Source organism: Micromonospora sp. HM134, from assembly GCF_007833915.1.
Taxonomy (GTDB): Bacteria; Actinomycetota; Actinomycetes; order Mycobacteriales; family Micromonosporaceae; genus Micromonospora; species Micromonospora wenchangensis.
In genome coordinates this window covers 3,393,411-3,413,661 of sequence record NZ_CP041061.1, presented here as the reverse complement: position 1 = coordinate 3,413,661, position 20,251 = coordinate 3,393,411, and the positions used below count along the sequence as shown (strand labels likewise).

Below are 20,251 nucleotides of genomic sequence, written 5' to 3'. Positions count from 1 at the left end.
GCCCTCTGCCGGCAGATCCCCTAGTCAGCACGCGATCGTTCGCGACCGAAGTGGGAGCCCGATGAGTAGCGCACCGTACACGCGTGACCTGATCCTGGTCGTCAACCCCGTCGGCGTCCTGGAGCCCGGCCCACGGATCACGGCCGCCACCGCAGCCGGTGGGGGGCGCGGCATCATCGACCTGGCCACCGGCGACGACTGGTCGCTGCGGGCGCTCGCCCGCGCCGCGAGCTGGTCGCCCGCCCCGATCGGCATCCGGGTCCCGGCCGGCTGCCGGGCCACCCCCGCCGACGTGGAACACGCCGCCGCCGGCCGGGTGGACCTGATCGTGGTCGAGCCGACGAGCCCGTGGCCGCTGGCCGAGATCACCGGGCACCACCGGGTGCTGGTGGAGGTGACCAGCCGGGCGGAGGCCCACGCCGCGGCGGCGGCCGGCGCGCACGGGCTGATCGCCCGCGGCATGGAGGGCGGCGGCCGGGTCGGCGAACTCAGCTCCTTCGTCCTGCTCCAGCAGCTCGTCGCCGACGGCACCCTCGACCTGCCGGTCTGGGTGGCCGGCGGGATCGGCCCACGGACCGCCGGGGCCTGCCTGGTCGGTGGCGCGGCCGGCGTCGTGCTGGACACCCAGCTCGCCCTGATGCCCGAGTCGGAACTGCCGGCCGACGTGCAGGCCGTCATCAGGCGGATGGACGGCTCGGAGACCGTGCTGCGCGACGGCGAACGCGGCATCCGCCGGGGCGGCCCGCACCAGGGCGACAGCGAACTGCTCCCCGTCGGCCAGGACGGTTGGCTGGCGGCGGCCTTCGCCGACCGCTGGCCCGACACCGCCACCGCCGTACGCGGAATGCGCGCGGCGATGCTCGACGCCGTCGACGGCCCCGACGCCGCCGACCTGCTCCAGCCGCACGCCCCCCTGGCCGAGGCCCTCGGGGTACGGGTGCCCGTCGCCCAGGGCCCGATGACCCGGGTCAGCGACGAGGCCTCCTTCGCCGCCGCCGTCGCCGACGGCGGCGCGTTGCCGTTCATCGCGCTCGCCCTCAACTCGGCCGACCAGTGCCGCCGGATGCTCACCGAGACCGCCGCCCAGCTCGGCGACCGCCCGTGGGGCGTCGGGGTGCTCGGCTTCGCCCCCGAGGAGCTGCGCGCCGCCCAACTGGAGGTCATCCGGGAGATCCGGCCCGCCTGCGCGATCATCGCCGGCGGCCGGCCACCGCAGGCCCGCGCCCTGGAGGAGCAGGGGATCAGCACCTTCCTGCACGTGCCCTCCCCCGGCCTGCTGCGCCAGTTCCTACGCTCCGGCGCGCGCAAGTTCATCTTCGAGGGCGCCGAGTGCGGCGGGCACGTCGGACCCCGGGCGAGCTTCCCGCTGTGGGAGGCCCAACTGGCGGTGCTCGACGAATACCTCGACACCGACCCCGCCGCCGGCGCCCAGCTCCAGATCTTCTTCGCCGGTGGGGTGCACGACGCCCGCTCGGCGGCGATGGTGGCCACGATGGCCGCGCCACTGGCCCGCCGGGGCGGGCGGGTCGGCGTGCTGATGGGCACCGCCTACCTGTTCACCACCGAGGCAGTGACCCACGGCGCGGTCCAGCCGTTGTTCCAGCGTGAGGCGCTCACCGCGGAGCACACCGCGCTGCTGGAGACCGCCCCCGGGCACGCCACCCGCTGCCTGCACACCCCGTTCGTCGACGACTTCCACCAGCTGCGCGTCCAGCTGGAGGGCGCCGGGGTGGAGAACCGCGAGGTGTGGGAGCAGTTGGAGCTGCTCAACGTCGGCCGGCTGCGGATCGCCAGCAAGGGCCTGCGCCGCTCCGGCGACGTCGTCGAGACCGTCGACGAGATCGTCCAGGCCAGCGACGGGCTGTTCATGGCCGGCCAGGTCGCCGTGCTGCGCGACCGCGCCACCACCGTCGCCGAGCTGCACGACGACGTCACCACCGGGGTACGCGGCTTCCACGCCGACCGGCTCGACGCGCTGCGGGCCCGGCTCGCGCCGCCGGCCGTCGAGATCGAGGAGCCGCCCGCGCCGCTGGACATCGCCATCGTCGGGATGGCCTGCATGCTGCCCGGCTCCCCCGACCTGGACAGCTTCTGGCGTACCGTGCTCAGCGGCGTCGACACCGTCACCGAGGTCCCGGCGCAACGCTGGGACACCGAGCACTACTACGCCCCCGAGGTCGGGCCGGGGCAGACCGGCCGGATCAGCGTCTCCAAGTGGGGCGGGTTCATCGAGCCGGTCCCGTTCGACGCCATCGGCTACGGCATCCCCCCGGCCGCGTTGAGCAGCATCGACCCGACCCAGCTGCTCGCCCTGGAGGTCTCCCACCGGGCGCTGGTCGACGCCGGCTACCCGTACGACGCACCCGGCGCGGACCACGCCCGGACCGGGGTGGTGTTCGGCGCGGAGGCCGGCAGCGACATGGGACACGCGCAGACCCTGCGCACCATGCTCCCGGCGTACCTCGGCGAGGTCCCCGAGCAGATGCAGGAGCTGCTGCCCACGGTCACCGAGGACAGCTTCCCCGGCGTGCTGGCCAACGTGATCGCCGGCCGGGTCGCCAACCGGCTCGACCTGGGCGGGCCGAACTACACCATCGACGCGGCCTGCGCGTCGTCCCTGGCCGCGATGGACGCCGCCTGCAAGGAACTGGTCGCCGGCGACAGCGACCTGATGATCTGCGGCGGAGCCGACCTGCACAACGGGGTCAACGACTACCTGATGTTCACCTCGGCGCACGCGCTGTCCCCCACCGGCCGGTCCCGCCCCTTCGACAGCACCGGTGACGGGATCGCCCTCGGCGAGGGCGTCGCGTGCGTCGTCCTCAAGCGGTTGGCCGACGCCGAACGCGACGGTGACCGGATCTACGGCGTGATCAAGGGGCTCGGCGGGGCCAGCGACGGGCGGGCCCTCGGCCTGACCGCGCCGCGCCCCGACGGGCAGCGGCGGGCCCTGGACCGGGCCTACCACCGCACCGGCATCTCCCCCCGGGAGGTCGGGCTGGTGGAGGCGCACGGCACCGGCACGGTGGTCGGCGACCGCACCGAACTGGAGACGCTGACCCGGATGTTCGTCGAGGCCGGCGCCGAGCCGGGCAGCTGCGCCCTCGGCTCGGTGAAGTCCCAGATCGGGCACACCAAGTGCGCCGCCGGGCTGGCCGGCCTGATCAAGGCGACGCTCGCCCTCTACCACGGCGTCCGACCGCCCACCATCCACCTGGAACGGCCCAACCCGGCCTGGCACCCGCAGCAGAGCCCGTTCGCGTTCTTCACCGAGGCCCGCCCGTGGCCCGCGCCGGCCGCCGAGCGGATCGCCGGGGTCAGCGCGTTCGGCTTCGGCGGCACCAACTTCCACGTCGTGCTCAGCGCCTACCCCAACGCGCCGGAGCCCCGGCACGCGCAACGGATCTGGCCGGCCGAGCTGTTCTGCTTCCGGGGCACCGACCGGGCCGCCGCCCACCAGGCCGTCCGGCAGCTGCTGGAGAGCGTGGCCGCCGACGGGGCCGGCAACCGGGCGGGACGGCTGGCCGAGCTGGCCGCGTCGGTCGCCGCCAGGGCCGCCAACCGGCCTGGGACGACCCAGGTCGCGGTGGTCGCCCGTGACCTGACCGAACTGGAGACCCTGCTGCACCGGGCGCTGGCCGGCGAGCACGACCCGGCCCGGGGCCTGGTCCAGCCGACCGGCGTCGACCCGGTCGGGCCGGGCCAGGTGGCGTTCCTCTTCCCCGGCCAGGGCAGCCAACGCCCCGGCGCCCTCGGGGAACTCTTCGTCACCTTCCCCGAGCTGCGGCACTACCTCGAACTCGACAAGGCCGCCGCCGAGCTGCTCTTCCCGCCGACCGCGTTCGACCAGGACTCCCGCCGCGCCCAGGAGGACCGGGTCCGCGACACCCGTACCGCCCAGCCGGTGCTCGGCATCGGCGGCCTCGCCGTGGACCACCTGCTGCGCCGCCTCGGCGTACGACCCGACATGACCGCCGGCCACAGCTACGGCGAACTCGTCGGGCTCTGCGTCGCCGGGGCGTTCGACGCGGCCACCCTGCTCGACCTGAGCCGGCAGCGGGCGGCGGCCATCCTCGACGCCTGCGGCGAGGACCCGGGCACCATGGCGGCGGTCACCGCCAGCGCCGAGCAGGTCGCCCAGGTGCTCGCCGGGGCCGGCCTGACCAGCGAGGTGGTGCTGGCCAACCGGAACGCCCCGCAGCAGGTGGTGGTCTCCGGCCCGACGGCGAAGGTGCGGGCGGCGGTGGTCGCGCTCAAGGAGGCCGGCCTGTCGGCCCGGGCCATCCCGGTGGCCTGCGCCTTCCACAGCCCGGTGGTGGCCGGCGCGGTGGAGACCTTCGCCGAGGTGCTCGCCACCCGGTCGATCGCCGAACCGCGCATCCCGGTCTGGTCGAACCTGACCGCCGCCCCCTACTCCGGCGACGCCGACCAGGTCCGCCACCACCTCGCCGAGCAGATCGGCGCGCCGGTGCGCTTCGTCGAGCAGATCGAGGCCATGTACGCCGCCGGCGCCCGGCTGTTCGTCGAGGTGGGCCCCGGCCAGGTGCTCAGCCGGCTGGTGCAGGCGGTGCTCGGCGACCGGCCGCACCGGACGGTCGCCTGCGAACGCGGCCCGGCCGACGGCCTGCGCGGGTTCCTGATCTCGGTCGCCGAACTCGCCTGCGCCGGCACCCCGGTCCGCACCGACTGGCTGTTCCACGGCCGGGTCGCGGACGGCACCGCCAGCACCGCACCGACCCGTCGTCCGCTCTGGACGGTCGACGGCCAACTCGTCCGGGACCAGCACGGCAACTGTCTTCCCGGTGGCATGACCCCTCCCCGACGGATCAAGGAGTTGTCGATGACCCCTGCCAATGGCACCGCCACCACCCCCGGCGCCGCCACCGGCACCGTCAGCGGCCCCGCACCGTCGACCGTCCGGGACGTCCGGACCGTCGACGAGCCCGCGCCGGCCACCGTCCGGGACATCCGGGGCGAGCTGCTCAGCGAGTACCTGCGCACCACGCGGGAGATGATCGCCACCCAGCGGGACGTGATGCTCGCCTTCCTCGGTGACCCCGGGGACGGGGGCAGCCGGCCGTCCGGGGAGCCCACCGGGACGTACCGGGTCGAGGGGTACGCCGGGCCGGCGCCCACGCCGACGCCCGCCCCGGCCCCCCGGTCGCTGCCCGCCGCCGCTCCCGCGCCGGCTCCGGCCCCGACGCCCGCCGTCGCCCCACGCCCCGCACCGGCCCCCACCGTGGCCGGGTCGAACGGCGGCACGGCGCTGGCCATCGCCCCGGCGCCGACGGTCGCCCGGCCCCGGCCGGTCACCCCGGACGTCATGCCGGTCTCCCCCGCGGTCGGCGGTCCCGTCGTCGCCCCCGCCCCGGTCGCCGCGGTCGCCGCCCCGGTCGTCGCGCCGGCCGGGCCGGGCATCGCCGAGTTCCAGCAGGCGATCCTGGCGGTGATCAGCGAGCGCACCGGCTACCCCGTCGACCTCATCGAACTCGACCTCGACCTCGAAGCCGACCTCTCCATCGACTCCATCAAACGCGCCGAGGTCGCCGGCGAAGTCGCCCAACGCCTCTCCCTCAGCGTCGAAGGCGACGAAAGCGAACTCGAAGACCTCGTCAAGGCCCGCACCGTCCGCGCCATGGTCACCTGGCTCGACGAGAAGATAAGCGGCACCGTCACCACCACCGCCACCCTGACCGCCGCGCTGCCCTCCGGCGACCAGATCGGCGTCACCGCCGCGGACTTCCAGCAGGCGATCCTGGCGGTGATCAGCGAGCGCACCGGCTACCCCGTCGACCTCATCGAGCCCGACCTCGACCTCGAAGCCGACCTCTCCATCGACTCCATCAAACGCGCCGAGGTCGCCGGCGAAGTCGCCCAACGCCTCTCCCTCAGCGTCGAAGGCGACGAAAGCGAACTCGAAGACCTCGTCAAGGCCCGCACCGTCCGCGCCATGGTCACCTGGCTCGACCAGAAGATGAGCGGCACCATCCACGTCTCGGCCAGCACGACCGGCCCGCTGGCGCTCGCCCCGGCCCCGGCGGTGGCACCGTCGGCCGTGGCCGCACCGGCCGCCGCGCCGGCCGCCGTGGCCGTGCCCGCCGGGGCCAGCCTCGCGGAGTTCCAGCAGGCGATCCTCACCGTGATCAGCGAGCGCACCGGCTACCCCGTCGACCTCATCGAACTCGACCTCGACCTCGAAGCCGACCTCTCCATCGACTCCATCAAACGCGCCGAGGTCGCCGGCGAAGTCGCCCAACGCCTCTCCCTCAGCGTCGAAGGCGACGAAAGCGAACTCGAAGACCTCGTCAAGGCCCGCACCGTCCGCGCCATGGTCACCTGGCTCGACCAGAAGATGAACGCCACCGTCACCGCCACGGTGACGGTCGCCCCACCGGCCGCCGTGCCCGCCGCCCCGCCGGCGAGCGTCGCCGCGCCGGCCGCCGCACCCGCCGCGCCGCCCGCGCCGACCGAGGTCGGGGTGGGGATCGCGCCGAAGCGGCTGGTCGCCCGGGAGAGCGTCCAGCCCGGACAGCGCGTCGACCCGGGCACGCTCGCCGGGATGCGGTTCCTGATCACCGGCGGCGGACCGGTCGGGGCGTACCTGGCGGAGCTGCTCGGCGCGCACGGCGCCGGCGGCCAGCTGGGGGTGCTCGACAGCGAGCAGGCCGACCAGGGCTTCGACGGGGTGCTGGTGCTCGACGGGCTGACCAACCTCGACGAGCCGCTGCTGCCCGCCGTGTTCCCGCTGTTGCAGCGGGCCCTGGCCGCCGGGCCGCGCTGGCTGCTCGCCGCCGGGGCGCAGGACGTCGCCGGCGCGGCCGACGGCATGCCCGGCCTGTTCCGCACGATCGCCCGCGAGTACCCGGGGCTGACCGCCCGGTTCGTGGCGGTGGACCCGGCGGCGACGCCGGAGGTGCTGGCCCGGCAGCTGCTCGACGAGCTGCTCACCGCCGCCGACGCCCCGGTGGTCGCCCGGCGTGGCGACGAGCGCTACGTCGCCGACCTGGTCCCGGTCGAGCTGGGCGCGCTGGCCGCCGGGGGTGCCGGGCCGGCCGGCGACGGGGTGTCCGAGGCCGCCGCGATCGGGTTGGAACGCGACTCGGTGGTGGTGCTGATCGGTGGGGCGCGGGGCATCACCCCGTGGTTCGCCCGGGCGCTCGCCTCGGCCAGCGGCTGCCGCATCGAGCTGGTCGGCCGTACCCCGTTGCCGTCCGGCCCGGAGGACCCGGAGCTGGCCGCCGCCACCGACCGCGCCGCGCTGGTCGGTGTGCTGGCCCGGCGGGGCCTGTCCTCGCCGGCCGAGATCTCCCGCACCGCCCAGGCCGTCCTGGCGGCCCGGGAGGTGACCGCGACGATCGCCGAGCTGACCGAGCTGGGTGGGGAGGTCCGCTACCACGCCCTGGACGTCCGGGACGTGGCGGCGACCCGGGTGCTGCTGGCCGCGATCCACGCCGAGTACGGCCGCCTCGACGGGGTGGTCTACGCCGCCGGGATCATCGAGGACAAGCTGATCGCCGAGAAGGACCCGGCGTCGTTCACCCGGGTCTTCGACACCAAGGTCGACGGGGCCCGGGGGCTGCTGGCGGGCCTCGACGCGCTGCCCGGCGCGCCGCGGTTCCTGGTCTTCTTCGGCAGCATCGCCGCCGCCTACGGCAACCGGGGACAGGCCGACTACGCGGCGGCCAACGACGCCCTGGACGCCATCGGCACCCGGTACGCGGCCCGGACCGGGGTACGCACCGTGACCGTCCACTGGGGCCCGTGGGCGCCCGGCGTCGGCCACGGCGGCATGGTCACCGCCGAGCTGAGCCGGGAGTACGCCCGGCGCGGCATCGGCCTGATCGACCCGGAGGAGGGCGCGCTGGCCCTGCTGCGCGAGCTGGCCTGGGCCGACGCGTCGGTCACCTCGGTCGTCTACACCGCCTCCGGGTGGTGAGGGCGTCGATGTGCCGTCCCGCCCCCACCCGCCCCACCCGTCGGAGGAACCGATGAACAACGGCGCCGCTGCGCCCGGCCAGATCGCGATCGTGGGGATGGCCGCCCTGATGCCCTCCGCCGGTGACCTGGAGAGCTACTGGCGCAACCTGATCGGCGGGGTCGACGCGATCACCGACGTCCCCACGCACCGCTGGGACGAGGAGTTCTACGACCCGGAGCAGTCCCACCGGGCCGACCGGATGTACTGCCGGCGCGGCGGGTTCGTCGACGAGTTCGCCACCTTCGAGCCGCTGCGGTTCGGGGTGATGCCCGCCTCGGTGGGCGACATCGAGCCGGACCAGCTGATCACGCTGGAGGTGGCCGCCGCGGCGATCGACGACGCGGGTGGCGGCGACCGGCTCCCGGCGCGCGACCGGATCGGCGTCATCCTCGGCCGGGGCGGCATCCTCAGCCCCGCCCAGGCCCGCTACGCCCAGCGGGTGCGGATGTCCAGCCAGGTGGTCAGCATCCTGCGGGAGCTGATCCCCGACGTCGACCCGGCCCGGCTGGAGCTGCTGCGCAAGAAGTTCGACGAGCGGCTCGGGCCGTACCAGCCGGAGGGGACGATCGGCCTGGTGCCGAACCTGGCCGCCTCCCGGGTGGCCAACCGGCTCGACCTGCGCGGCCCGGCGTACACCATCGACGCGGCCTGCGCGTCGTCGCTGATCGCCGTGGACCAGGGCATCACCGAGCTGCTCAACGGCCGGTTGGACGCGGTGCTCGCCGGTGGTGTGCACCACGTGCACGACATCAGCTTCTGGTCGGTGTTCAACCAGCTCCGGGCGCTGTCGCGGCGGGGCGAGATCCGTCCGTTCGACGCCGCCGCCGACGGGCTGCTGATCGGCGAGGGCACCGGCGTGGTGGTGCTCAAGCGGTACGCCGACGCGGTGCGCGACGGCGACCGGGTGTACGCGGTGATCCGGGGCAGCGGGGTGTCCAGCGACGGCAAGTCGGCGAGCATGTTCAACCCGGCGGTCTCCGGTCAGGTGCTGGCGATCCGGCGGGCCTGGGAGTCCGCCGGGCTCGACCCGACCGCCCCGGACGCGCTGGGGCTGCTGGAGGCGCACGGCACCGGCACCCCGACCGGGGACGCCGCCGAGCTGACCACGGTGGCGCAGGTGTTCGGCCCGTACACCGGTGGGCCGCGTCCGGTGATCGGCTCGGTGAAGTCGATGATCGGGCACACCATGCCGGCGGCCGGGGTGGCCGGCCTGATCAAGGCGGCGCTCGCGGTGCACCGGGGGGTGCTGCCGCCGACGCTGCACTGCGAGACACCGCGCAAGGAGATGGCGGCGACCCGGTTCGCGCCGATCGACACCGCCCGGCCGTGGGAGAGCGACGGCCCGCGCCGGGCCGGGGTCAACGCGTTCGGGTTCGGTGGGATCAACGCCCACCTGATCATCGAGCAGGCCCCGGTGTCGGTGGGTGAGCCGGTGGTGGGGCTGACCGCACCGGCCGCCGGCCGGGCCGTGGTCGACGAGCCGGACCAGGTGCTCTGGCTGGCCGCGTCGGACCCGGCCGGGCTCGCCGAGCTGCTGGACCGCGACGACCAGGAGGTACGCCGGATCGGCGTCGAGCTGGCCGCCCGCTCCGGCGGCGACTCCCCGGGGACGGCCCGGTTGGGCATCGTCAACCCGACCGACAAGCTGCTCGCGGTGGCCCGCAAGACGGTGGCCCGGGGGCAGGCGTGGCGGGGCGGGCGGGACATCTGGTTCAGTCCCCGACCGCTGCTCGGCGCGGGGGCGGGCAGGCTCGCGTTCGTCTTCCCCGGCCTGGAGGCGGAGTTCGCCCCCCGGACCGCCGACCTGGCAGCCCACTTCGGCCTGCCGGACCGCGAGTGGTCCGCCGCCGACCTGGGCCGGCACGGCGCCGGCCTGATCGAGGTGGGCAAGCTGCTCGACACCGCGCTGACCCGGATCGGGGTACGACCCGACGCGGTCGCCGGGCACAGCATCGGCGAGTGGACCGCCGCCGCGGTCAGCGGCCAGATCAGCACCGCCGCGATGGACGAGTTCCTCGACCTGTTCAACGCCGACTCGGTGGAGGTCTCCGGGTACGTCTTCGCGGCCGTCGGGGCCGGCGCGGACCGGGTCGCCCCGCTGCTCGGCGACTACCCGGGGGTGGTCCTGTCGCACGACAACGCCCCGGCGCAGTCGGTGGTGAACGGCCCGGAGCCGCAGGTCGACCGCCTCGTCGAGGCGCTGCGTACCCGCAACATCCTGTGCCAGAAGCTGCCGTTCCGGTCGGCGTTCCACACCCCCGCCTTCGCCGACGGGCTCACCTCGATCGGCGCCGCCCTGGGCCGCTGGGAGGTGCACCCGACCCGGATGCCGGTGTGGTCGGCGACCCTGCACGCGCCGTTCCCGGCCGACGAGGAGGAGGTCAACCGGATCTTCGTCCGGCACATGATGGAGCCGGTCTGGTTCCGGCAGACCGTCGAGGCCATGTACGCCGCCGGGTTCCGGGTGTTCCTCCAGGTCGGTGCGGGGCAGCTCGCCTCGCTGATCGGGGACAACCTGCGCGGACGCGAGCACCTGGCGATGCCGGTGAACACCGCGCACCGCAGCGGGTTGAACCAGTTGCGCCGGGTCGCCACCGCCCTGTGGGTGGAGGGGGCGGCACCGGACCTGGGCGCGCTGTCCGCGCGGGGCACCGCCGCGCCGGTGGCCACGACCGGTCGTACCCCGGCCACGGGTGGTGCCGACGGCACCGCGAAGGCCGGCGGCCGGCGGGGTCCCCGGTTGAAGCTCGACCTCGGTGGGCCGCTGGTCCGCCTCGGCGCGGACGCCGCCGGCCTGCTCGGGGTCACCGTGTCCGACGGGTCGGCGGCGACGCCGGGTGCCGGCGACGGCGTCGCCCGGCCGGTCGTCGCCGGGGCCGGCCGGGTCGGGTCGACGCCGGCCGGGGCAGCGCCCCCGGTGACCCGGGCGGCGACCGTGCCGCCGCCCGCCGCCCGACCGCCCACCGTGCCGGCGGCGGCCACCCCACCGGCCGCACCGCCGCCGGTCGCCACCCCACCTGCCGCGACGCCCGCACCGGCCGCGCGGACGGCCGGGCAGCCCGCCGCCGCTGCGGCCGGTGACCCGGGGGCCGCGCTGGACGCGCTGCACCGGCTCGCCGGCGGGTCCAGCGCGGCGGCCGAACTCGCCGCCCTGCTGCGGGAGAACACCCGGGGCACGGCCACCGCCGGCAACGGCACCGCGGCCCCGACCCGGCCAGCGCCGCCGGCCGCCCCCGTCACACCGGCCGCTCCCGCCGCGTCGGCCGCCCCCGCCGCGTCGGCGGCGACGCCGCCCACGGCGGTCCGCCCGAGCGGCGCGGCCGGTACGGAGGTCGGCCGGATCACCCGGCGGATCTCCCTGGACACCATGCCGTACCTGCTGGACCACTGCTTCTTCGTGCAGCCCGACGACTGGCCGGACCCGGAGGACCGGTGGCCGGTGGTCCCGGCGACCGCCCTGGTCGCGCACATGATGGAGGCGGTGGAGCAGCTCGTGCCCGGCGTCCCGGTGGTGGCGGTGCACGACGCGAAGTTCAACCGGTGGCTGATCGCCGAACCGGCCACCGACGTGGAGATCGTGGTCCGCACGGCCGGCCCGAACCGGTACGCGGTCGCCTTCGCCGGGTACGCCCGCGCGACGATCGAGGTCGGCACGGCGTACCCGACGCCGCCGCCGGTCTGGACCCACGACCCGGCCACCGAACGCCCGCCGACCCTCGGCGCCGCCGAGATGTACGCGGAGCGGCTGATGTTCCACGGCCCGCAGTTCCAGGGCGTGACCGAGGTGCACGCGCTCGGCGACATGCACGTACGCGGCATCGTCACCGCACCGGTGCCGCCGGGGGCGCTGCTGGACAACGCCCTCCAGCTCATCGGCAACTGGCTGATCACCACCCAGCCGTTCCGCACGGTCGCGTTGCCGGTGGGGCTCGGTCAGGTGCGGTTCTACGGGCCGCCGCCGCCGGCCGGCCGGGCGTTCGAGTGCGTCGCCCGGGTCCGCGCCATCGACGACGGGAAACTCGTCGCCGACACCCAGCTCAGCTACCAGGGGCGGGTGTGGTCGGAGATCGAGGGCGCGGTGGACCGCCGGTTCGACAGCCACCCGCAGGCCCGGGTCGCGGAGCGGTTCCCCGAGCGGCATCCGATGTCGCTGTTGCAGCCCGAGGGCTGGACGATGGCGTTCGACTGCTGGACCGACCTGGTCACCCGGGGCATGGCCGCCCGGGGCATCCTCGGCGGGGCCGCCTACGCCGACTACGAGCGGCAGCCGGCCAGGACCCGCAAGCAGTGGATGCTGGGCCGGATCGCCGCCAAGGACGCGGTACGGGCCCGGCTGTGGGAGGACGGCCACACCGACATCTACCCCATCGAGCTGACCGTCGGCAACGACCCGGACGGCCGGCCGTGGGTACGCGGACGGCCCGGTCGGGGACTCGGTGACTGCGACGTCTCGCTGGCGCACTGCGCGGAGATCGGGGTGGCGATCGCCCGGCGGCGGGCGTCCGACGCGCCGGCGGGCGGCCCCGGGGTGGGCATCGACGTCGCGGAGGTCACCGACCATCCGGAGAGCACCCTCACCTTCGCCCTCACCCCGGCCGAGTTGACCCTGCTGGCCTCGCTGGCCGGCGGGAACGTCGAGGCCCGCCGGTTGTGGTTCACCCGGTTCTGGGCCGCCAAGGAGGCGGTCGCCAAGGCCGAGGGCACCGGGCTGGACGGCTCGCCGCGCCGGTTCCGGGTCTACTCGGCCACCGACTCGGGGCTGACCGTCGAGATCGGCGGTCGGGCGTACCGGGTCGGCCACCGGGACGTCGCCAACCCGGAGGACCTGCCGCCCCGCCGGTACGTCGTCGCCTGGACCTGGGGGCCGGAGCCGGCACCCGCCACCCCGCCCGGGGTGTCCCGGCCGTGAGCCGGCACCCGGCACGCAGCACCGCCCAACCCATCCGATCAGCAGAAGGAGCAACGCCCATGCCCTCGGCCCAGGACACCATCCTCGCCGACCTCACCGAGATGATCGACGCCGTGCTGGGCGACTTCGCGGACGACCAGGTGGTCACCATGGACACCACGTTCTCCGAGGACCTGGGCATGGAGAGCATCGACGTGGTCGCGCTCGCCGGCCGGCTCCAGTCCCGGTACGGCGACACGGTGAACTTCGCCCACTTCGTCGCCAAGCTCGACCTGGAGACCGTCCGGGAGCTGAAGGTCGGGCAGCTCGTCACGCACATCGCCGAGTCGTTGGCGCAGGCCGACGAGGTCGGGGCGGGCAGCCGGTGACCATGGTCCGGGCGAACGGGATCACCCTGCACACGCAGCGGCTCGATCCCCCCGGTCCGGCCGCCGACGGCCGGACCGGGCCGACGCCGACCGCCGTGCTGATCCACGGGATGGCGTCGGACACCATGGCGAGCTGGTACTTCACCCTGGCCGAGCCGTTGTCCCGGGCCGGTTTCCCGACCGTCCTGTACGACCTGCGCGGCCACGGGCGCAGCGAACGTCCCGCCACCGGGTACGCCCTGGACGACTTCGTCGACGACCTGGCGGGGCTGCTGGCCGCCCTGGACGTCACCGGCCCGCTGCTGCTGCTGGGCAACTCCTTCGGCGGCACCATCGCCTTCGGGTACGCCGCCCGGCACCCGGAGCGGGTGGCCGGCATCGTGACGGTCGAGTCGGCGCCGCCGGTCCCGGAGTGGATGCGGCGGGTACGCGAGCGGCTCGCCCGCGTCGCCGCCCGGCTGCCCCGCGACGGGGCGGTCACCGAGATCGGGGTGCGGCGGGGCCGGGTCGCCGCGCAACGGGCCGCCGAGACGCACCGGATGCTCTCCGACACCACGCTGGAGCAGGAGCTGCCGGCGAGCCCGCTGCCGCCCGCCGGGGCGTTGGCCGCGATCGGCTGCCCGGTGCTCTGCCTCTACGGCGGTGACTCGGCGGTGGTGGAGCTGGCCCCGGCGGTCCGCGCCCTGCTGCCGCAGACCCGGGTCGAGGTGCTGCCCGACCAGCGGCACACGGTGCTGATCGACCGGCCGGAGGAGGTCCGCCGGCTGGTCTTCGCCTGGCTCGCCGAGGACTGCTCGCTCGACGTGGCCCAATCCACCACCGCATGACGACGCGACACCCAGGAGGTCTTCCGATGGACGCCCCGATCACCGGCCGGTCGATCATCATCAGCAACGGTCGGTGCGGCTCCACGCTGCTGTCCGACCTGATCCACGAGGAGCCGGACACCCTGTCGGCCCAGGAGTTCTTCATGTCGGTGGCGCCGTGGGCCCGCAGCGCCGAGGTGCTCACCGGTGCCGGGTACTGGGCGGTGCTGGCCAGCCCCAAGGCGGAGCTGTCCACCCTGTTCCGGATCGGCCTGCCGCCGAAGGAGGTCCGCTACCCGGCCACGGGCCGGTGGGCCGACCGGCTCACCGAGCTGCCGCGCATCCTGGCGATCACCCTGTCCAAGCTGACCGCCGACCCGGACGCGCTGTTCGACCAGCTCGCCGAGCGGGTGCCGCAGTTCCGTACCCAGACGGTGGCCCAGCACCACCACGACTTCCTGGACCTGCTCGCCGTGCTGACCGGCAAGACCCGGTGGGTGGAACGCTCCGGCGGCTCCAGCCACGTGGCGCCGTACCTGCTGCGGGGCTTCCCGGACTGCAAGGTCGTCTACCTGACCCGCAGCTGGGAGGACACCGCCCGGTCGATGAGCCGGCACTCGTCGTTCCAGCTCATCCAGCTGCGGGTGGAGTTCCTCGGCCGGTGCGGGCTGGACCCGTTCCGGGTCGGCGCGGACCAGGCGGTGCCGGAGGACCTCCAGCCGTACCTGCCGGACCGGCTGACCGCCGACGCGCTGCGCGAGCGGGGTCAGGACCTGCGCCGCTACCTCGGGTTGTGCGCCTTCATGAGCAGCCAGGCCGACCAGGCGCTGCGGGACGTGCCCCCGGAGCACCTGCTGCGGATGTCCTACGAGGACCTGGTCGCCGACCCGGTGGCCGAGCTGACCGGCCTCGGGCGGTTCCTGGACTTCCCCGACCCGTCCGGGTGGGCCGAGCGGATGGCCTCGCGGGTCGTCGCCCCGGCCCCCCGGAAGTTGCCGGCCGCCGTCTGAGCGGCCCCTGTGTGTCCCTGCCCGCCCCGGGTCCGGTCCGCCGGGCCCGGGGGCGGGTGTCCGCCTTCCTTCGAAAGAGAGACTGTTGGTGAATCCACTCCGGTTCTCCGCACGGCGGTTGTCGACCGCCGTCGCCGTACTCGGGCTCGGGTCGGTGTTGGCGGTACCCTCGGCGGCGCTCGGTGCGCCACTCGACGCCGCCGACACCGGCAGCGCGGCCAGCGCGGCCGGCGCGCAGCAGAGCAGCCCGCAACTGCTCGCCAAGGCCCAGCCGGACGAGTGTTTCGCCGGGATCGGGCTGCCGTACCCGGCCGGGCCGCCGTGCGCCGAGGGCAAGGCCAAGGTCAACCAGGCGTACCTGTGGGGGATGACCCGGGCCGGCAAGACGCTGTGGTTCGGCACCGGAGCGAACGTCAACTGCCTGACCAGCGGACGGGCCCTGCGCAACACCACCCCGACGGTCAACGACGACTGGGTCTGCGAGTACGGCGAGAGCCAGGTCGCCAAGCGCAACCCGCAGTTGCCGGCCATCCTCGGTGACCACCGGCAGCCGCGCCTCTACACCTACGACACCCGCGCCAACAAGCTGACCGAGAAGACCGACCTGGTGAAGGCGGCCTCCACCGAGGACGCGAACCGGTTGCAGACCACCGCGGGCATCCGGGCGGCCGGCAACTTCAACGGGGTGGCGCTGCTGGGCGGCCCGGCGCTGGGCACCAGCGTCAACCTGTTCGCGTTCGACACCGACACCGGCGCGTTCCTCGGCTCCCGCAACTTCCCGATGTACGGCAACATCCGGCACTTCACGGTCGCCGGTGACGCCCTGTACGCCGGGGTGGGCGTCGGCGCGAACGGCGGCGAGCGCGGCAACGTGCTGCGCTGGACGGGCAGCAAGTCCGACCCGTTCGCGTTCACGGTGGTGGCGAACCTGCCGGCGCAGGCCGCCGACCTCACCGTCCACCAGGGGCGGCTGTTCGTGACGACCTGGCCGGGCTCGGACGCCGAGCTGGCCGGCCCGACCGCCGGTGCCGCCGCTCCGCCGCCGAGCATCGCGGCGGTCTGGATGAGCCCGCCGCTCGCGTCGGGCGCGCCGGGGTTGAACCCGGAGGACGCCGACGGCTGGCAGCAGGTGTGGAACGTGTCGTCCTACGAGCCGGACCCGGTGGTGGCCCGCGCGTACGCCCTGGGCGGCCTGGCCTCCTACGGCGGGTTCCTCTACTGGGGCACGATGCACGTGCCGATGAAGGCGACCACGGTGCACATGGCGACGTACCCGCCGGCGAACGAGGCGGCGGCACAGGCCACCATCCAGAACACCCAGCGGTCGATCAGCGTCTACCGGGGCCGCAACTTCGGCACCCACTTCCAGAAGGTCGACCTGTTGTACGGCTCGACGGAGCTGCCTGCGTACGACCCGGCGGCCAACGGTGGGGCCGGGGCCTGGGCGTTGCAGTCGACGCACCAGACGCCGAAGTTCGGCCCGGCCGGGTTCGGCAACCCGTACAACAACTACACCTGGAAGATGGTGGTGGCCGGCGGGAAGCTGTACGTCGGCACGATGGACTGGAGCTACCTGGCCAAGGAGCTGGGCAAGGAGACCGCCGCCGAGCTGGGTCTGTCCCCGGCGCTGGCCGACGACCTGGCCCGCGCGCCGATGGACGCGGCCGGGATGCGTTCCAGCGCCCTGCCGGAGGCGGTCTACGGCGGTGACCTGTACGCCTTCCCGTCACCGACGAAGGCGGCGACGACGGTGAACAACACCGGGCTGGGCAACTACCTGAACTACGGCATCCGCAACATGGTCGCCGACGGCCCGACCCTCTACCTGGGCATGGCGAACCCGATGAACCTGCGGGCCGACCCGACCGACAGCGTCCCCGAGGGTGGTTGGGAGCTGATCCGGCTGCGGGGCTACTGAGCCGACGGGGACGTCGGCCCGGCGGCAGCGTCGTCGCCGGGCCGGCGGCCCCACCCCGGCCCCGCCCCGGCGCGGGCGGCGCCGGGTGCCCCTTGCCGAATCCTGGCGCGTCCCTGACGTTGCTCGAACATTCCCGGGCGAAAGTATTGATATGATGCCTTTTACCGTTTTTCGCCCCGAAGTCGGGCGGAACCGCGCCGGCCGGTCCACGGCCCGCCTCGCGGGAACGCTCGCGCTGCTGCTCGCCCTGACCGCCCCGGCCGGGTGCGGTCCCCGCCGCGAGCAGGCCGACTCCCCCACCGGCCCGGCGGCCAGCGCACCGTCCGGTACGGCGCTGCCGGCGTCGGACGTGCCCGTCGGCAGCTCCACGCACACCCTCACCGTGGACGGGCGGGAACGCGGCTACCGGCTCTACCGGCCGGCCTCGGCCGACCTGAGCGGGCCGGTCCCGCTGGTGGTGATGCTGCACGGCGCGGCCGGCACCGGCGAGCAGGCCGAGCAGGCGTACGGCTGGACCGGCCAGGCCGACCGGGACGGGTTCCTGGTGCTCTTCCCGGACGGGCTGAACCGGGCCTGGGCCATCGGTCCACAGTGCTGCGGGGCGCCCGCCCGCGACGGCGTCGACGACGTCGCGTTCATCACCGAACTGGTCGCCACCGTCGGCCGGGAACTGCCCGTCGACCCGTCCCGCCGGTACGTCACCGGGATCTCCAACGGCGGGCTGCTGGCGTACAAGCTGGTCTGCGACACCACGATCTTCGCCGCGATCGGGGCGGTGGCGAGCACCCTCACCGGGCGGTGCGCCGACCCGAAACCGGTGTCGGTGCTGCACATCCACGGCCAGCAGGACCAGACCATGCCGTACGGCGGCGGGCCCGGCCGGCGGGACAACGGCGGCACCGGCCGCAACCCGGTGAAGATCGACGGCCCGCCCACCCCCGAACTGGCCGCCCGGTGGCGCAGCGTCGACTCCTGCGGCGCGCCGAAGGTGACCACCGACGGGCCGGTCACCCGGTCCGCCGCGACCTGCCCCCAGGGCCGCGCCGTCGAGCTGATCACCGTCGCCGGCGCGGGACACCAGTGGCCCGGCGGCCGACCCAACCCGCCCCGGGCGGAGAAGCTGCTCGACCTCGATCCCCCCTCCACCGCACTGAACGCCACCGACACCATCTGGCGGTTCTTCGCCGCGCACCCCCAGCCCTCCGGCGGCTGACGGCACCGCCGCCGGCCCCGTCGGCACCCGCACCCCCTCAGGACAGGAGTTGAGATGCCCAGCAGAGACGGGCCGGCCGTGGTCGAGGTCGACGACCTCGTCAAGCGCTACCCCCGCACCGACACCAACGCGGTCGACGGGCTGTCGTTCACCGTCGCGCCGGGCGAGATCTTCGGGCTGTTCGGGCCGAACGGGGCCGGCAAGTCCACCACCGTCGGCATCCTGACCACCCGGCTGCGGGCCACCGGCGGCCGGGCCGTGGTCTGCGGGGTCGACGTGGGCCGGGACCCGGCCGCCGCCCGCGCCCACCTGGCCGTGGTGCCCCAGCACAACAACCTGGACCGGGCGCTCACCCCCCGGCAGAACCTCGTCTACCACGCCACCTACCACGGGGTACGGCGACGGGAGGCGCAGGCCCGCGCGGCGGAACTGCTGGACCGGTTCGGCCTCACCGAGCGGGCCGACCGGCGGATCGAGGCGTACTCGGGGGGCATGGCGCAGCGGTTGATGATCGCCCGGGCGCTGACCCACGAGCCGGCGGTGCTCTTCCTCGACGAGCCGACCAACGCCCTCGACCCGCAGACCCGGCTGCTGATCTGGGGGCAGCTGCGGCAACTGCGGGAGCGGGGGGTGGCGATCGTGCTGACCACCCACGCGATGAACGAGGCGGCCCGGGTGGTCGACCGGGTCGGCATCGTCGACCACGGCCGGCTGCTCACCCTGGACACCCCGACCGCCCTGGTCCGGGGCCTCGCCGGGGACGCGCTGCTCGACCTCACGGTCACCCCGGCCGGCGGGGACGACCCGGACGCGCTCTGCGCCGCCCTGGGCGAGCTGCCCGGCGTACGCAAGGCGGAGCGGGTGGCGACGCCGACCGTGCCGGCCGGTGGGCGGCCGGCCGGCGGTGGGGCCGGGCTGGCCGGGGTCGGGATGCTGGCCGCGCTCGCCGCCGGTGGCGGTGGACGGCCCGGTGCCGGCCGGCTGGCCGCCCTGGCCGGCGCGGGTCTGCTCGGGCGCGGCGGCGGCGCGGCCGGCAACGGCGGTCGCGGCCGGCTGCGCATCCGCCTGCACCTGGCCGGCGATCCCGCGACGCTGCTCGGCCCGGCGGTGACCGTGCTCGCCGCCCGGTCGGCGGCGGTCAACGCCGTCGACGTCGGCGAACCCAGCCTGGAGGACGTCTTCATCGAACTCACCGGAAGGCAACCGAGGTGACCGCTCTCGACACCCCGACCCCGCTGCGCCCGACGGCCACGCCACCCTCCCGGCCCGGGACCGGGCGGGTGTTCGCCGCGGTGCTGCGCCGCGACCTGATGGTCACCGGCCGGGAACTCTGGGTCATCCTGGTCCAGGTCGGGCTGACGCCGCTGTTCATGCTGTTCGTCTTCGACACCGTGCTGGGCAGCCAGGGCCTCGTCGGGCGGGGTTTCGCCGACGTGTTCCTGCCCGGCATCATCGCGCTGGCCGCCCTCACCACCGCGTTGCAGAGCGTGGCCCTGCCGCTGGTGAAGGAGTTCGGCTTCACCATGGAGATCGAGGACCGGTTGATGGCGCCGCTGCCCACCGGGTACGTCGCGATCGGCAAGCTGGTGATCGCCACCATCCGGGGGCTGCTCGCGGCCGTGCTGATCTATCCGCTCGGCGCGCTGATGGTCGGTTCCGCGCCGTGGCGGCCGGCGGGGCTGCCGCTGGCGTTCGTGGTGGCGCTGCTCGGGGCGTGGATCGGCGGGGCGATCGGGATGAGCCTGGCCACCACCCTGCCGGTGCAGCGGATCAACGTGACCTTCTCGGTGATCCTCACCCCGATCATCTGGACCGGCTGCATCCACTACCCGTGGCCCCGGCTGTCGTCGGTGCCCTGGTACCAGGTGGTCACCGCGCTCAACCCGATGACGTACGTCTCGGAGGGGGTGCGCGGGGCGTTGCTGCCCGGCGTGCCGCACCTGCCGGCGTGGGTGTGCCTGACCGTGCTGACCGGGGTGGCCGTCGTCCTGACCTGGGTCAGTGTCCGCTGCTTCACGCGGCGGGCGATCCAGTGACCACCCGCACCCG

The 20,251-nt window shown here is 74.8% G+C and carries 9 protein-coding genes; all 9 read left to right on the top strand.

Annotation, left to right across the window (positions count from 1 at the left end):
- The first annotated feature begins 61 nt into the window (after nt 1–61).
- Entirely contained in the window at nt 62–7,936 is a 7,875-nt protein-coding gene (locus FJK98_RS34665; RefSeq protein WP_168222472.1) for a type I polyketide synthase, read from the top strand.
- Between the two features lie 52 nt (nt 7,937–7,988).
- Nucleotides 7,989–12,887, top strand: coding sequence for a type I polyketide synthase (locus FJK98_RS14635; protein WP_145919507.1), 4,899 nt, complete (start codon nt 7,989–7,991; stop codon nt 12,885–12,887).
- A gap of 59 nt (nt 12,888–12,946) precedes the next feature.
- The gene (locus FJK98_RS14630) at nt 12,947–13,255 is read left to right on the top strand and encodes an acyl carrier protein (RefSeq protein WP_145919506.1); all 309 of its coding nucleotides are present in this window, start codon (nt 12,947–12,949) and stop codon (nt 13,253–13,255) included.
- A 2-nt stretch (nt 13,256–13,257) separates the two neighbouring features.
- Nucleotides 13,258–14,082, top strand: coding sequence for an alpha/beta fold hydrolase (locus FJK98_RS14625; RefSeq protein ID WP_240762976.1), 825 nt, complete (start codon nt 13,258–13,260; stop codon nt 14,080–14,082).
- A 26-nt stretch (nt 14,083–14,108) separates the two neighbouring features.
- On the top strand, nt 14,109–15,071 hold the full coding sequence (locus tag FJK98_RS14620) for a sulfotransferase domain-containing protein (protein WP_145919504.1): 963 nt from the start codon (nt 14,109–14,111) through the stop codon (nt 15,069–15,071).
- Nucleotides 15,072–15,159: 88 nt separating this feature from the next.
- The gene (locus FJK98_RS14615; RefSeq protein WP_240762974.1) at nt 15,160–16,989 is read left to right on the top strand and encodes a hypothetical protein; all 1,830 of its coding nucleotides are present in this window, start codon (nt 15,160–15,162) and stop codon (nt 16,987–16,989) included.
- Nucleotides 16,990–17,140: 151 nt separating this feature from the next.
- Nucleotides 17,141–18,202, top strand: a complete 1,062-nt coding sequence (locus tag FJK98_RS14610) for a PHB depolymerase family esterase (RefSeq protein ID WP_145919503.1) — start codon at nt 17,141–17,143, stop codon at nt 18,200–18,202.
- Between the two features lie 54 nt (nt 18,203–18,256).
- A complete protein-coding gene (locus FJK98_RS14605; RefSeq protein ID WP_145919502.1) occupies nt 18,257–19,414 on the top strand; it encodes an ABC transporter ATP-binding protein in 1,158 nt (385 codons plus the stop codon).
- On the top strand, nt 19,411–20,238 hold the full coding sequence (locus FJK98_RS14600; protein ID WP_240762851.1) for an ABC transporter permease: 828 nt from the start codon (nt 19,411–19,413) through the stop codon (nt 20,236–20,238). Before FJK98_RS14605 ends, FJK98_RS14600 begins: the two co-directional genes overlap by 4 nt.
- Nucleotides 20,239–20,251: the final 13 nt, after the last annotated feature.